Raw genomic sequence first — 12,941 nt, 5'->3', positions numbered from 1 at the left:
TAGTGATCCGCCGATACGCCGGCGTTCCAGTAGCGCCCGCGACCGTAGACGCCGGCCTCGCTACGGATGAAATAGTTTGACAGTACGCGGCGCAATCCCTACCATTTCGCGCCTTATGTCATCGGAATCGTCCCGCTCGCCGGTCCCCGAGACCTTGGACGCGTGGCGCCAGGTGACGGCGCGCCGTGGCGTCGAGGGCCGCGTACCGCTGGCGTCGCTGCGCCGCCTCGCGAGCCTGCTGGATGCTCCCGACGGCGAAGTGACCTTTTCGCTCGAATTCGATCGCGACAGTCTCGGCATTGCGTACGTCGAAGTCCGCGCCGAAGCCGAGCTGCCGCTGGTCTGCCAGCGGACGTTGGAACGGTTCCTGCTGCCGGTGCGTATCGACCAGCGCATGGGCCTGATCCGCGAGGAGGCCGATGAGGCCGGCCTCCCGGAGGAATACGAGGCGCTCCTGGTCGATCCGAGCGGGGAGTTGCGGACGCTCGACGTGGTCGAGGACGAGTTGATCCTCGCGGTGCCGGTGGTGCCGATTTCCCCGGACAGCCAAGCGGTGGACAAGGAGTGGGGCGGCGGCGGGGCCGATGATACGGCGGCCGAAAAGCCCAATCCATTTGCCGCGCTGGCCGCGCTCAAGAAGAAGCCGGAGTAGCCCCTGGGGCTCACGCGCCCCGGAACAGTGGCTTCGGCCGCCGGGCTGGGCGATAATTTCCCTCTTTCGGCCAGGGCCCGGTGCCCGACGCCGCCACATGTTTCACCGGAGCACCCGATGGCCGTTCAGAAGTCCCGCGTATCCCCCTCCCGTCGTGGCATGCGCCGCGCCCACGACGCGTTGAAGCCGAAGCAGCTGGCGACCGACCCGACCACGGGCGAGACGCATCTGCGCCACCACGTGACCGCCGATGGCTACTATCGCGGCAAGAAGGTGATCGAGACGCGCTCGAAGGTTGCCGACGAAGAATGATCACCCGGCGCGCAAGCGCCCGGTGACCGCCCGCGCCGGCGATTGACACTTCGGCGCAGGCCGCGGATCGACTCCGCGATGCATTCGATGCGACCTCCGGGTCGCATCGCCGTTTTTACAGGCCGTCGTGCATGCGACGGCGTCCGTGATCCGCGACTGCGTCGCGCGCCACGGCTTTGGCGAGGCAGGGGATGACCCAGCAACTTTTCGCGCGTATCGCGGGTACCGGCAGCTACCTGCCGGAGAAGGTCCTCACCAACGCCGATCTCATGCAATTCGTCGAGACCAGCGACGAATGGATCGCCAGCCGCACCGGGATCCGCGAAAGGCACGTGGCGGCCGAGGGCGAAACCACCTGCGACCTCGCGTTCCACGCGGCAACCCGCGCGATGGAAGCCGCCGGCGTAGTGGCCGCCGACATCGACCTGATCATCCTGGGCACCACCACCCCGGACATCATTTTCCCGTCGACCGCCTGTCTCCTTCAGCATCGGCTCGGCGCGATCGGCTGCCCGGCGTTCGACGTCAACGCAGCCTGCTCGGGTTTCATCTACGCGCTGACGGTGGCCGACAAGTTCATCCGCTGCGGTGCGGCAAAGACGGCGCTGGTGATCGGCGCAGAAACGCTGACGCGCATGCTCGACTGGACGGACCGCTCCACCTGCGTGCTGTTTGGGGATGGCGCGGGCGCCGTGGTGCTCAGGGCCGACACCGAGACGGGCATCCTCAGCACGCACCTGCACGCCGACGGCAGCAAGAAGGAGATGTTGTACAACCCGGTTGGTGTCTCCGTCGGCTTCAAGCCCGAGGAGCACAACGCCGGGGTGCGCGTGATGATGGCGGGCAACGACGTCTTCAAATACGCGGTGAAGGCCCTCGATTCGGTCGTCGAGGAGACGCTCGAGGCCAACGGGCTCGATCGCCACGACATCGACTGGCTGATCCCGCACCAGGCCAACCTGCGCATCATCGAAGCGACGGCCAAGCGGCTCGACATGCCGATGGAGCGCGTAATCGTGACGGTCGACAGGCACGGCAACACGTCGTCGGGCTCGGTGCCGCTGGCACTCGACGAAGCCGTGCGCTCCGGCCGCGTGCAGCGCGGACAGCTGCTGCTGCTCGAGGCATTCGGCGGCGGTTTCACGTGGGGCAGCGCGCTCGTCCGCTTCTGAGCGGCTGGCGCGCAACCCGGGCACGCCCGCCTCTCACGACGGCGGGCGTTCTGTTTTCTGGGCGAATCGGCCTCTGCGATGCCGTCGTGGCGTACGCCTGAGTACAGACAGCACGAACGCTTCGTCCGTATCATGGCGCGCCATCCATCGGGCTCCCGCGCGTGACTGCAACGCAACTCGCATTCGTTTTTCCCGGACAGGGCTCGCAGGTCGTCGGCATGCTCGCCGATCTCGCGTCGGCCGATCCGATCGTGCAGGCGACCTTCGCCGAAGCGAGCGAAGGCGCGGGCGCCGATCTGTGGCGCATCAGCCAGGACGGACCTGACACCGACCTCAACAGCACCGAATTCACGCAGCCTGCTTTGCTCGCCGCCGGCATTGCCGTGTGGCGCGCGTGGCAGGCGCGAGGCGGTGTGATGCCGACGCAGCTGGCAGGTCACAGTCTTGGCGAATACACGGCGCTCGTCGCGGCCGGTGCACTGCCGCTTGCGGACGCCGCCAAGCTCGTGCGACTGCGCGGCCAGCTGATGCAGGCGGCGGCGCCGCCCGGAACCGGCGCCATGGCCGCGGTGCTTGGGGCTGACGAGGCACTGGTGCTCGAGGTCTGCGAAGCCTGCAGCGGTCGCGAAGTCGTGGTGCCCGCCAACTTCAACTCGCCCGGCCAGATCGTCATTGGCGGGCATGCCGACGCTGTCGAGCGTGCGCTGACCATGCTCGCCGAGCGCGGCGTCCGCAAAGCCGTGAAGCTCGCCGTGAGCGTGCCGTCGCACACACCACTCATGCGCGAAGCCGCAAACCGCCTCGCCGAAGCCATGGGCGCGCTGCCGTGGTCGACGCCTGCGTTGCCGGTCGTGCAGAACATCGACGCGGAAGTTCGCGACGACGTCGTTTCCATCCGTGACGCCCTGGTGCGGCAGCTGTACCTACCCGTGCAGTGGACGCGCTGTGTCGAGGCGTTGGTCGCGGGCGGAGCCACGCGCATCGCCGAGTGCGGACCGGGCAAGGTGCTGACCGGGCTCGTCAAGCGCATCGACAAGTCGGTGGACGCACGCGCGCTGGGCACCGTCGCGGACTTCGACGTCGCGCTCGCAGAATGGCACGCCTGACCCCGAATGGATGACGCCTCCGCGGATCGCGCGAAGACATCGGCCCAGCGGCCCGTACCCACGGCCGCGACTGGAGACATGCAATGACCGAAACACTGAAAGGCGAGATCGCGCTCGTCACCGGCGCCACGCGCGGCATCGGCGCCGCGATCGCGGACGAGCTCGCGTCGCAGGGCGCGCTCGTGATCGGCACGGCCACGAGCGAATCGGGCGCGGCGTCGATCACGGAGCGACTGGGCGCCCGGGGCGGCCAGGGCCGCGTGTTGAACGTCACCGAGGCCGGCGCGATCGAAGCGCTGGTCGACTCGATCGCCAAGGACATCGGGCCGATCTCGATCCTCGTCAACAACGCCGGCATTACGCGCGACAACCTGCTGATGCGCATGAAGGACGAAGACTGGCAGGCGATCCTCGATACCAACCTGACCAGCGTCTACCGCTCGTGCAAGGCAGTGATGCGCGGGATGATGAAGGCGCGCCGCGGTCGGATCGTCAACATCGCCTCCGTGATCGGCGTGACCGGCAATGCCGGGCAGTCGAATTACGCCGCGGCGAAGGCGGGCATCATCGCTTTCAGCAAGTCGCTGGCGCGGGAGATCGGCTCCCGCGGGGTCACCGTCAATGTCGTCGCGCCGGGATTCATCGATACCGACATGACGCGCGGCCTGCCGGAGGACGCCAAGAACGCCATGATCGGGCAGATCGCGCTGGGTCGCCTCGGCGAGCCGGCGGACATCGCCCGGGCCGTGGCATTCCTCGCCGGCCCGAACGCGGCCTACATCACGGGCGAGACCCTGCACGTCAACGGCGGCATGTACATGCCCTAGGGCGGCCAAAGCCTCAACGACTTTTCTGCCCGCGACCGGCCGCTATACTCCCGCCCGCCGCGATTCATTTAGACTTGTCCATCGAAGATCCCGAACGGGAGGAGTGAGACCCAATGAGCACCATCGAAGAGCGCGTCAAGAAGATCGTCGTTGAACAGCTCGGCGTGAAGGAAGAAGACGTCACCACCAATGCTTCGTTCGTCGATGACCTGGGCGCCGATTCGCTCGATACGGTCGAGCTCGTGATGGCGCTCGAGGAAGAGTTCGAGTGCGAGATCCCGGACGAAGACGCCGAGAAGATCACCACCGTGCAGCAGGCGATCGACTACGTGAAGTCGCACGTCAAGTCGTAAGTGCTGCATTGGAGACGGACGGCCCTGCCGCTTCCCGACTCCGCGAAACACCGACGGGGCCGCATTGCGGCCCCGTACTTTTGAGCCAGTCCATGCGGTGACGTATCGCCGCGCCAATGCCTGCCGGCCCCGCCGGTGCAGTCCGAGGTCGAAGTCATGTCGAAGCGTCGTGTCGTGGTCACCGGACTCGGAGTGGTCTCCCCACTGGGCAACGACCTGGCGTCGACGTGGGATGGAATCGTCAATGGCCGTTCGGGCATCGGCGCGATCACGCATTTCGACACGACGAACTTCACGACGAAGATCGCCGGCGAGGTGCGGGATTTCGACGTCACGCGCTGGGTGAACCCGAAAGATGCCAAGAAGATGGACCCCTTCATCCACTACGGGGTGGGGGCTTCGATGATGGCCATCGAGGACTCGGGGTTGGTCATCGACGACGGCAACGCCGAACGGATCGGCGCGCTGATCGGCTCGGGCATCGGCGGCATCCTCGGCATCGAGGAGACGGCGATCAAGTACCACGAGGGCGGCCCGCGCAAGATCTCGCCGTTCTACGTGCCCAGCACGATCATCAACATGCTGCCCGGCCAGGTCTCCCTTTTGACAGGGATCAAGGGGCCGAATTTCTCGGCCGTTTCGGCCTGCGCGACGTCCAACCATTCGATCGGCATGGCGATGCGCATGATCCAGTACGGGGATGCGGACGTAATGATCGCCGGCGGCGGCGAGCGCGGTTCGTCGCCCACCTCGGTAGGTGGTTTCTGCTCGATGAAGGCGATGAGCACGCGAAACGACGATCCGACGCGCGCCTCGCGCCCGTGGGATCGTGAGCGCGACGGCTTCGTGCTCGGCGATGGCGCGGGCATCCTCGTGCTCGAGGAATACGAATATGCCAAGGCCCGCGGCGCACGTATCTATTGCGAGCTCGCCGGTTTCGGCGCCACGTCGGACGCGTTCCACATGACCGCGCCCAGCGAGGACGGCGAGGGCGCGGCCCGCTGCATGGAAATGGCGCTGCGCGACGCCGGCGTTGCGCAGGACCAGGTCGGTTACGTCAACGCGCACGGCACCTCCACGCCGCTCGGCGACCTCGCCGAGACGATGGCGATCAAGCGCGCGCTGGGCGAGTCCGCGTACACGACGATGGTGAGCTCGACCAAGTCGATGACCGGCCACCTGCTGGGCGCCGCGGGCGGCGTCGAGGCGATCTTCTCGGTGATGGCGATGCACACCGGCATCATCCCGCCGACGATCAACCTCGAGAATCCGTCCGAAGGCTGCGACCTCGACTACGTGCCCAACGTCGCGCGCGAAGCCAGGGTGGACGCCGTCGTATCGAACGGCTTTGGCTTCGGCGGCACCAACGGCACGCTGGTGTTCCGGCGCATCTGATTCCGCGGGGCAACACCGTCAGCCCCGATGCCCATGCGGTCGGGGCCGGTTGGAACGGCGATAATCGCGGGCCTCGTCTTCGTCGGATCGCCGATGCTTCCGCCGACCCCTGCGCCGCGCGTTCTGACCGGTGTCCCCGATCTCCTCGACCTGCACCGCCTGGCGCCCGCCCGTTGGCCGGTGCTGCTCGAGTCGAGCGCGGACGGGGCGCGGATCGGGCAGCGTGACCTGCTGTTGCGAGCGAGTGCCGAATCGATCGTGCTCGGCGGCGACGGGCGCGTGCGCGACGCAACCGGCCGGGATCTGGGTGGGAGTTTCTTCGCGGCGCTGGATGCGGCGCATGCGGCCGCGCGCGAGCCCTGCTGCGGTTGGGCGCTCCTGCTCGGCTACGAACTCGCGGCGGAGGTCGAGCCCATCCTGGCGCTCCCCGCGGCGCCAGGCGGGTTGCCGGTGGCCATGGCGATCGGCTGCGAAGCGGTGATCGAACGCGATCGTGCGACGGGTGAAGTGCGCCTGCACGCATCCTCGAACGCGATTGCGGACGAGGTCGAAGCCGATGTCGAACGCGCGCGCAAGCTTGCGCCGCTGCCGGCATGGCGTCCCCCGGTCGAGGTGGACGAGGACGCGCCCTCGCGGTTTACCGACGGCGTCCGACGCGTTCTCGATTACCTCGCCGCCGGTGACGTGTTCCAAGCGAACCTTTCGCGCGGCTGGGAGGCGCGCTTCGACAACGACGTGGATCCCGCCGCGCTGTTCACCCAGCTGCGACGTAACAACCCTGCGCCGTTTGCTGGTCTGTTCGCGACGTCGGCGGGGACAGTGGTCAGCGCCTCGCCCGAGCGACTCGTGTCGGTCGAGGGCAGCCTGGTGCAGACCCGTCCGATCGCGGGCACGCGCCCGCGCACCGCGGGTGATGACGACGCCGGCCGGATCCGCGAACTTGTCGGCCATCCGAAGGAGCGCGCCGAGCACGTGATGCTGATCGACCTCGAGCGCAACGACCTCGGTCGCGTCTGCACTCCGGGAAGCGTGGAAGTCGACGAATTGATGAGCGTCGAAAGCTATGCGCACGTACACCACATCGTCAGCAACGTGCGCGGTCGACTGCGCGAAGGCGTGACGCCCGGCGATGTGATCCGCGCGGTGTTCCCGGGCGGCACGATTACCGGCTGCCCGAAAGTGCGGTGCATGCAGATCATCTCGGAGCTGGAGGGTGTCGGACGCGGCATGTACACCGGTGCCATGGGCTGGCTTGCCGCGAACGGCGACATGGACCTCAACATCCTGATCCGCAGCGCGGAGGTGGAAGGCAGCGTCGTGCGGTTCCGAACGGGCGCGGGGATCGTCGCCGACTCCGATCCGGCACGCGAGCTCGACGAAACACGCGCGAAGGCGCGCGGCATGCTGCGCGCGCTTGGCGTGCCAGGTTGATGCCGATGCCCGCGGCCAGACTTCTGCATCGCGTCGTAACCACGCAATCGCGGCGTTCCAGCCAGCGTGAGCGGCGCTGACGTGGATTCGATGCTGTTCGAAGGCGAGCGACGCATCGATGCGATCGCGCCTGCCGATCGCGGCCTCGCCTACGGCGACGGGTTGTTCGAAACGATGCGCGCCTTTCGTGGCGAGCTTCACTGGTGGGATCGGCACTGGGCGCGACTGCGGGGCGGCGCCCGCGTGCTGGGGATCGAATTGCCCACACAGGCGATCGTTCGCGACTCGTTGTGCGCGCTTCTCGACGGCCGCGACGGCGTGTGCAAGTTGCTGGTGACGCGTGGGTCCGGCGCGCGCGGCTACGCCCCGTCGGCCGGCCCGGCGTTCTGGTCTCTGTCCCGGCACGATGCGCCAGAGCCGCGCGAGCACGTGCAGCTGCGCTGGTGTTCGACGCGGCTGGCGATCCAGCCTGCACTCGCCGGCATCAAGCACTGCAATCGCTTGGAGCAGGTCCTGGCCCGAGCGGAATGGACGCCCGGCGAGACGGCCGACGAGGGCCTGATGCTCGATATCGACGGCGCTGTGGTCAGCGCAGTCGCAGGGAACGTATTCCTGCTCGACCGCGACCGCTGGCTCACCCCGGCAATCGACCGCTGCGGTGTGCGCGGCGTCTGTCGCGGCTGGGCCGCGCAGCAGCTCGACGCGTACGAAACCCGGATCACGCCCGCAACGCTGATGGGGGCCGACGCGGTGTTCGTCTGCAATGCCGTGCGAGGTATCCTCGAAGTCGAGCGGCTCGGCGATCGCAGCTGGACGCCGCATCCGCAGGTGGCCGGGCTGCGCCAACGCCTGGCCGCCGACCATCCCGCCTTTGCCGCACCCCCGGAGATGCCGTGAGCCGTCCGCGCAAGCGCCGAACAGGTTGTTTCACACTGCTGCTGCTGATCGCGATCGCCGCGGCGCTGGCTTTCGCCTGGTATCGCTACGACAGCTTCGCCGACACCCCGCTGCGCGCAGCGCGGCCCGGCGCGAGCGTGGTCGTCAGGCCGGGTGATTCGCTGACCAAGGTGCTGCGCAACCTGCACGACGCAGGCGTCGAAGGATCCGTTCTGGAGTGGGGTGCATTGGCGCGCCAGCTGGGCGCTGCGGGACGCCTTCAGGTCGGCGAATACCGGTTCGAGCCCGGCATGACGCCGCGCCAGTTGCTGATCGACATGCGCGACGGCCATGTGGTGCAGCACAAGGTCACGATCGTCGAGGGCTGGAACATCCGTGACGTGCGCGCCGCGCTGGCGAAGGCCGAGCCGCTCGTGCACAACGCGACCACGCTCGACGATGCCGCGCTGATGGCGAAGCTCGGCCATCCCGGGCAGCATCCGGAGGGCCGTTTCCTGCCGGAAACCTACGTGTTCACCCGCGGCGATACCGAGCTCGACGTCCTCGGCCGCGCCTACAAGGCGATGGACAAGGCGCTCGACGCCGCGTGGCGCTCGCGCCGTCCCGATGCCGTGCTGAAGACGCCGGACGAGATGCTCACGCTGGCCTCGATCGTCGAGAAAGAGACCGGCATCGCCGAGGAGCGCCCGGCCATCGCCGGCCTGTTCGAGCAGCGCCTCAAGCTTGGCATGCTGCTGCAGACCGACCCCACCGTGATCTACGGCATGGGCACCTCCTATGCCGGCAACATCCGCAAGTCCGACCTTCTCACCGATACGCCGTACAACACGTACACGCGGGCCGGGCTGCCGCCGACGCCGATCGCAATGCCGGGCATCGCGTCGTTGCAGGCGGTTGCGAATCCGGCCCCGGGCGACGCGCTCTATTTCGTCGCGCAGGGCGACGGCAGTGGCCGCCACTTCTTCGCGAAGACCCTCGCCGAGCATCAGCAGAACGTGCAGAAGTACCTAGCGAACTACCGGGCCGCGCAGGCGGCGCCTCGATGACGACAGGCGCCACGCTGCGACGCGAGCCGCGGCTGGTGACGCTGGAAGGTGGCGAGGGCGCGGGCAAGTCCACCGTGCTCGCCGCCCTGCGCGCCGAACTCGAGCGCGACGTACGCGTTACCTGCACGCGCGAGCCCGGTGGCACGCCGCTGGCCGAGCAGATCCGCACGTTGCTGCTCGATCCGACGCATGAGCCCCCGTGCGACCGCACCGAGTTGCTGCTCATGTTCGCCTCGCGCGCGCAGCTGGTGGCGCAGGTCATCACGCCTGCACTCGAACGTGGCGATTGGGTATTGAGCGATCGCTTCACCGATGCCAGCCACGCGTACCAGGGCGGCGGGCGCGGCTGCGATCCGCGCCTGATCGACGTGCTGGAACACGAATTCGTGGGAATCGAGCCGGGCCTGACGCTGCTGCTCGACGTGCCAGTGGACGTGGGGCTGGCGCGCGCGCGCGGCCGCGGCGGAAGCGACCGCATCGAATCGGAGCGCCTCGAATTCTTCGAGCGCGTGCGGAGCGCCTACCTGCGACGCGCTGCGGCGCAGCCGTCGCGATTCTTCGTCATCGATGCCACGCAGCCGCCCGCCGCGGTGGCCGAGCACGCGGTGGACGCGCTGCGTCGCTATCGCGAGCGCAGCGCATGAGCGCGATGACGCCGTGGCAGGCGCGCATGTACACGCAGGCGGTGGCCACCCTCGACGCCGGTCGGCTGGGCCATGCGCAGCTGTTCTGCGGGCCATCGCGGCTGGGAAAGCGCGACGTCGCGATCCGGCTGGCGCATCGCGTGCTGTGCGAGACGCCAGCCGGCATCGACGCCTGCGGCACGTGCCGCAGCTGCCGCCTGCTGGCCGCGGGCACGCACCCGGACTTCCGCTTCATCAGCTTCATCCCGAATCGCGAAGGCACCAAGCTGCGCAGCGAGATCGTGATCGACCAGATGCGCGAACTGTCTTCGCAGCTCGCGCTCACGCCGCAGTTCGGTCGCGCGCAGGTAGCGGTCGTCGACCCGGCCGACGCGATCAACATGTCGGCAGCCAACGCGTTGCTGAAGACGCTCGAAGAACCGGTGTCCGGGCGCTACCTGTGGCTGGTGAGCGCACACCCGGCGCGGCTGTCGGCGACGATCCGCAGCCGCTGCCAGCGCGTCGAGTTCCGACTCCCGCCGCTGGACGAAGCGCGCGGCTGGTTGCTGGCGCAAGGCCACGCGGCGAAGGATGTCGACGAGGCATTGCACGCGGCGCATGGGCATCCGGGCCTGGCCGATGACTGGCTGCGCAACGGCGGGCTCGACCTGCGCCGTCGTGTCGCGGCGGATCTCGCCAGCCTCGCGCGCGCCGAAGCGTTGCCGCAGGAAATCGCGCAGCAGTGGGCGGACGAGCAGGCCGACCTGAGGCTGCGACACGCCGCCGACATCGCTGTCGAGCGTGCACGCGGCTTGACCGACCCCCGCGTCGCGCGCAGTCTGGCTACCTGGTTCGACAAGGCGAATCGCAGCCGCGACCTGCTGCGTACCACTGTCCGCGCGGACCTCGTGCTGATGGAACTGTTGACGGCCTGGCGTGCGGCATCGCGCGCGGGCCAGGAGAGCGGCGAGCGATGAGTGCAACCCCCGGCGGCGCGCGGCAGGGCATCCTGTCGCTGGTCCTGAAGGACAAGTCCCAGCTCTACCAGGCGTACATGCCGTTCCTGAAAGGTGGCGGCATTTTCGTGCCGACGCCCAAGCGTTACGTGCTCGGTGACGAGGTGTTCCTGCTGGTGACGCTTCCCGAGTCCGGCGAGCGCCTGCCGGTGGCCGGTAAGGTGGTCTGGTTGACGCCGGTCGGCGCGCAGGGCGGCCACCCGGCGGGCATCGGTGTGCAGTTCCCGGAGACGTCGGAAGGCGATGCGGTGAAGGGCAGGATCGAGACGCTGCTGGCCGGCATGCTCAGCGGGGATCGGTCGACGCACACGATGTGATCGGTTGGATCCGCGCGGCTCCGGCCACCGCGGGTCGAGGTGTCGCGGTCTGTCGTCGTTCGGACGGCGAGACCGGGGAGTCGCGACCGTCGCATGCGCGACTCGCTCGTGGAGCCGTGAATCGCCCGCTGCCGCCCGGGACTTGCCGGACTCCAGTTGCATGTTGCGACGTTGGCGGTAGCGAGCCGCGCGCCGCGCCGGTCGCGGGCTGCGGATGCGCGGACTTGAAGCGTTCAACTTTCGACTGAACGGCGCTGGATTTCGTCCGGCGCCGACTCAACCAGCTGCGCCAACCCGGCCTCTTGCCGAGAGTCCCGGGCCCATAGCAACGGGCTGGCGACGCTGAGCGCGCGGGCCGAATCCCACGCGTTTCAGTTGCGGAGCGCAGGGCTGTCCCAGCCCGGCCGCGGCGCGAACCGTGCACCGTGCTTGGCCTGCAGCTGGCGCAACCGCTGCAGCAGCACGTCGGCGCCCGTTTCGCGGATGTACTGGATAGGACCGCCGCGGAACGGTGCGAAGCCCGTGCCGAAAATAACGCCCGCGTCGAGCAGGTCGGCGTCGCTGACCACCCCGTCGTGCAGGCAGGCGACAGCCTCGTTCAGCAACGGGAGGATCAGCCGATCCTCGAGGTCGTCCGGCGCGGTATAGCCCTGCGGCACTTCGGGTTTTACCGGCTTGCCGTTCTCCCACTTGTAGATTCCCTGGCCGTCCTTCTTGCCGCGACGGCCCACCTCGGGCGGCGTGGCGAGCGCCGCGGGAATCGGCAACCCCAGGAACGGCGCGAGCTCGTGGCCGACGCCGGCCGCCACATCGAGCCCGACGGTGTCGACGAGCTCGATCGGCCCCATCGGCATGCCGAACTTCACCGCGGCCTTGTCGATCAGCGGTGTGGGGATGCCTTCTGCGTAGCAGTTCGCGGCTTCGAGCATGTACGGGAACAGCACGCGGTTGACGAGGAAGCCCGGCGTACCCGCGACCGGCACCGGGAACTTGTCGATCGCGCGGCAGAAGCCTGCCAGACGCTGCCCCGTCGTCGGGTCCATGCCGTCGTGGTGGATGATTTCGACCAGCGGCATCAGCGCGACGGGATTGAAGTAGTGCAGGCCGGCGAACTGCGCCGGGCGGAGCAGACCTCCACGCAATTCGTCGAGTGGAATCGACGACGTGTTGGTCGTGAGCAGCGCGTCCGACTTCATGCGCGGCTCCACGTCGGCGTAAAGCGCGCGCTTCGCATCGGGACGTTCGACGATCGCTTCGATGACGAGGTCCGCCTCGGCGATCCCGGCCCCGGCGACGTCGCCGCGAAGCCGCGCCGAAGCCGCGGCGCGTTTCGCATCGTCCTTGACGCGCTTCGCGAACAACTCCGATGCGCGCAGAAGCGCTGCGTCCACGAACGGCTGCTCGCGATCGGCAAGCGTCACGTCGAAACCCTTTAAGGCCGACCACGCCGCGATGTCGCCGCCCATGACGCCGGCGCCGACGACATGCACGCGCTTGATGCCGTGGTCCTTGCTGCCCTGCGATTTCAAGCGTTCCTGCAGGAAGAACACGCGGATGAGGTTGCGCGCCGTCGGTGTCGACGACAGCTTGACCACCGCCCGCCGTTCGTTGTCAAGCAGCGCCGGCATCGAACCGCCGCCGCGTTTCCAGCTGTCGATCAGGGCGTATGGCGCGGGGTAATGCTCGCGCCGGGCCTTGCGCGCGACCTGCTTGGCGAGCGTCGGCGCGAGCGCCTGCCGCGCGAGCCAGGTATTGGTCGACCAGGCCAGCGCGCGCTGCTGGAACGGGCGTTCG

The 12,941-nt window shown here is 68.4% G+C and carries 14 protein-coding genes; 13 read left to right on the top strand and 1 reads right to left on the bottom strand.

The window, feature by feature from the left end; all coding sequences use genetic code 11:
• Positions 1-115 precede the first annotated feature (115 nt).
• The 13 genes from FW784_RS08520 (at position 116) to FW784_RS08460 (ending at position 11,147) form a co-directional block, all read left to right on the top strand.
• Positions 116-652 carry a YceD family protein gene (locus FW784_RS08520; protein WP_149352922.1) on the top strand — a complete coding sequence of 179 codons (537 nt, stop codon included), beginning with the start codon at positions 116-118 and terminating at the stop codon, positions 650-652.
• A gap of 117 nt (positions 653-769) precedes the next feature.
• A complete protein-coding gene (gene rpmF, locus FW784_RS08515; protein ID WP_149352921.1) occupies positions 770-964 on the top strand; it encodes a 50S ribosomal protein L32 in 195 nt (64 codons plus the stop codon).
• 191 nt (positions 965-1,155) lie between these two features.
• Positions 1,156-2,136, top strand: coding sequence for a beta-ketoacyl-ACP synthase III (locus tag FW784_RS08510; protein WP_149352920.1), 981 nt, complete (start codon positions 1,156-1,158; stop codon positions 2,134-2,136).
• Positions 2,137-2,297: 161 nt separating this feature from the next.
• Complete coding sequence (gene fabD, locus FW784_RS08505) at positions 2,298-3,242, top strand: ACP S-malonyltransferase (protein WP_149352919.1); 945 nt, start codon at positions 2,298-2,300, stop codon at positions 3,240-3,242.
• Positions 3,243-3,325: 83 nt separating this feature from the next.
• The gene (fabG, locus tag FW784_RS08500; RefSeq protein WP_149352918.1) at positions 3,326-4,069 is read left to right on the top strand and encodes a 3-oxoacyl-ACP reductase FabG; all 744 of its coding nucleotides are present in this window, start codon (positions 3,326-3,328) and stop codon (positions 4,067-4,069) included.
• Between the two features lie 113 nt (positions 4,070-4,182).
• On the top strand, positions 4,183-4,422 hold the full coding sequence (gene acpP / locus FW784_RS08495) for an acyl carrier protein (protein ID WP_149352917.1): 240 nt from the start codon (positions 4,183-4,185) through the stop codon (positions 4,420-4,422).
• A 156-nt stretch (positions 4,423-4,578) separates the two neighbouring features.
• On the top strand, positions 4,579-5,817 hold the full coding sequence (fabF, locus tag FW784_RS08490; RefSeq protein WP_149352916.1) for a beta-ketoacyl-ACP synthase II: 1,239 nt from the start codon (positions 4,579-4,581) through the stop codon (positions 5,815-5,817).
• A gap of 93 nt (positions 5,818-5,910) precedes the next feature.
• Entirely contained in the window at positions 5,911-7,248 is a 1,338-nt protein-coding gene (locus FW784_RS08485) for an aminodeoxychorismate synthase component I (RefSeq protein WP_149352915.1), read from the top strand.
• Between the two features lie 90 nt (positions 7,249-7,338).
• A complete protein-coding gene (gene pabC, locus FW784_RS08480) occupies positions 7,339-8,145 on the top strand; it encodes an aminodeoxychorismate lyase (protein WP_235893623.1) in 807 nt (268 codons plus the stop codon).
• The gene (mltG, locus tag FW784_RS08475; protein WP_149352913.1) at positions 8,142-9,191 is read left to right on the top strand and encodes an endolytic transglycosylase MltG; all 1,050 of its coding nucleotides are present in this window, start codon (positions 8,142-8,144) and stop codon (positions 9,189-9,191) included. The genes pabC and mltG overlap by 4 nt, the downstream gene beginning before the upstream one ends.
• Positions 9,188-9,835, top strand: a complete 648-nt coding sequence (tmk, locus tag FW784_RS08470; protein ID WP_149352912.1) for a dTMP kinase — start codon at positions 9,188-9,190, stop codon at positions 9,833-9,835. Before mltG ends, tmk begins: the two co-directional genes overlap by 4 nt.
• Complete coding sequence (locus FW784_RS08465; protein ID WP_149352911.1) at positions 9,832-10,791, top strand: DNA polymerase III subunit delta'; 960 nt, start codon at positions 9,832-9,834, stop codon at positions 10,789-10,791. Before tmk ends, FW784_RS08465 begins: the two co-directional genes overlap by 4 nt.
• A complete protein-coding gene (locus FW784_RS08460; RefSeq protein ID WP_149352910.1) occupies positions 10,788-11,147 on the top strand; it encodes a PilZ domain-containing protein in 360 nt (119 codons plus the stop codon). Before FW784_RS08465 ends, FW784_RS08460 begins: the two co-directional genes overlap by 4 nt.
• 371 nt (positions 11,148-11,518) lie before the next feature.
• Here FW784_RS08460 and FW784_RS08455 read toward each other — a convergent pair.
• The coding region (locus tag FW784_RS08455) for a 3-hydroxyacyl-CoA dehydrogenase (RefSeq protein WP_149352909.1) at positions 11,519-12,941 on the bottom strand (1,423 nt) is incomplete at its 5' end.

This window comes from Cognatilysobacter lacus, from assembly GCF_008274655.1.
Lineage (GTDB): Bacteria > Pseudomonadota > Gammaproteobacteria > Xanthomonadales > Xanthomonadaceae > Cognatilysobacter > Cognatilysobacter lacus.
Note: the sequence above shows the minus strand (reverse complement) of the source record. Positions and strands in the feature narration are given on the sequence as shown.

What these genes read in the sequence shown, in the direction of transcription:
- FW784_RS08520 (WP_149352922.1), top strand. Translation starts at nt 116, where the DNA reads ATGTCATCGGAATCGTCCCGCTCGCCGGTCCCCGAGACCTTGGACGCG.
- rpmF (WP_149352921.1), top strand. Translation starts at nt 770, where the DNA reads ATGGCCGTTCAGAAGTCCCGCGTATCCCCCTCCCGTCGTGGCATGCGC.
- FW784_RS08510 (WP_149352920.1), top strand. Translation starts at nt 1,156, where the DNA reads ATGACCCAGCAACTTTTCGCGCGTATCGCGGGTACCGGCAGCTACCTG.
- fabG (WP_149352918.1), top strand. Translation starts at nt 3,326, where the DNA reads ATGACCGAAACACTGAAAGGCGAGATCGCGCTCGTCACCGGCGCCACG.
- acpP (WP_149352917.1), top strand. Translation starts at nt 4,183, where the DNA reads ATGAGCACCATCGAAGAGCGCGTCAAGAAGATCGTCGTTGAACAGCTC.
- fabF (WP_149352916.1), top strand. Translation starts at nt 4,579, where the DNA reads ATGTCGAAGCGTCGTGTCGTGGTCACCGGACTCGGAGTGGTCTCCCCA.
- FW784_RS08485 (WP_149352915.1), top strand. Translation starts at nt 5,911, where the DNA reads ATGCTTCCGCCGACCCCTGCGCCGCGCGTTCTGACCGGTGTCCCCGAT.
- pabC (WP_235893623.1), top strand. Translation starts at nt 7,339, where the DNA reads ATGCTGTTCGAAGGCGAGCGACGCATCGATGCGATCGCGCCTGCCGAT.
- tmk (WP_149352912.1), top strand. Translation starts at nt 9,188, where the DNA reads ATGACGACAGGCGCCACGCTGCGACGCGAGCCGCGGCTGGTGACGCTG.
- FW784_RS08465 (WP_149352911.1), top strand. Translation starts at nt 9,832, where the DNA reads ATGAGCGCGATGACGCCGTGGCAGGCGCGCATGTACACGCAGGCGGTG.
- FW784_RS08460 (WP_149352910.1), top strand. Translation starts at nt 10,788, where the DNA reads ATGAGTGCAACCCCCGGCGGCGCGCGGCAGGGCATCCTGTCGCTGGTC.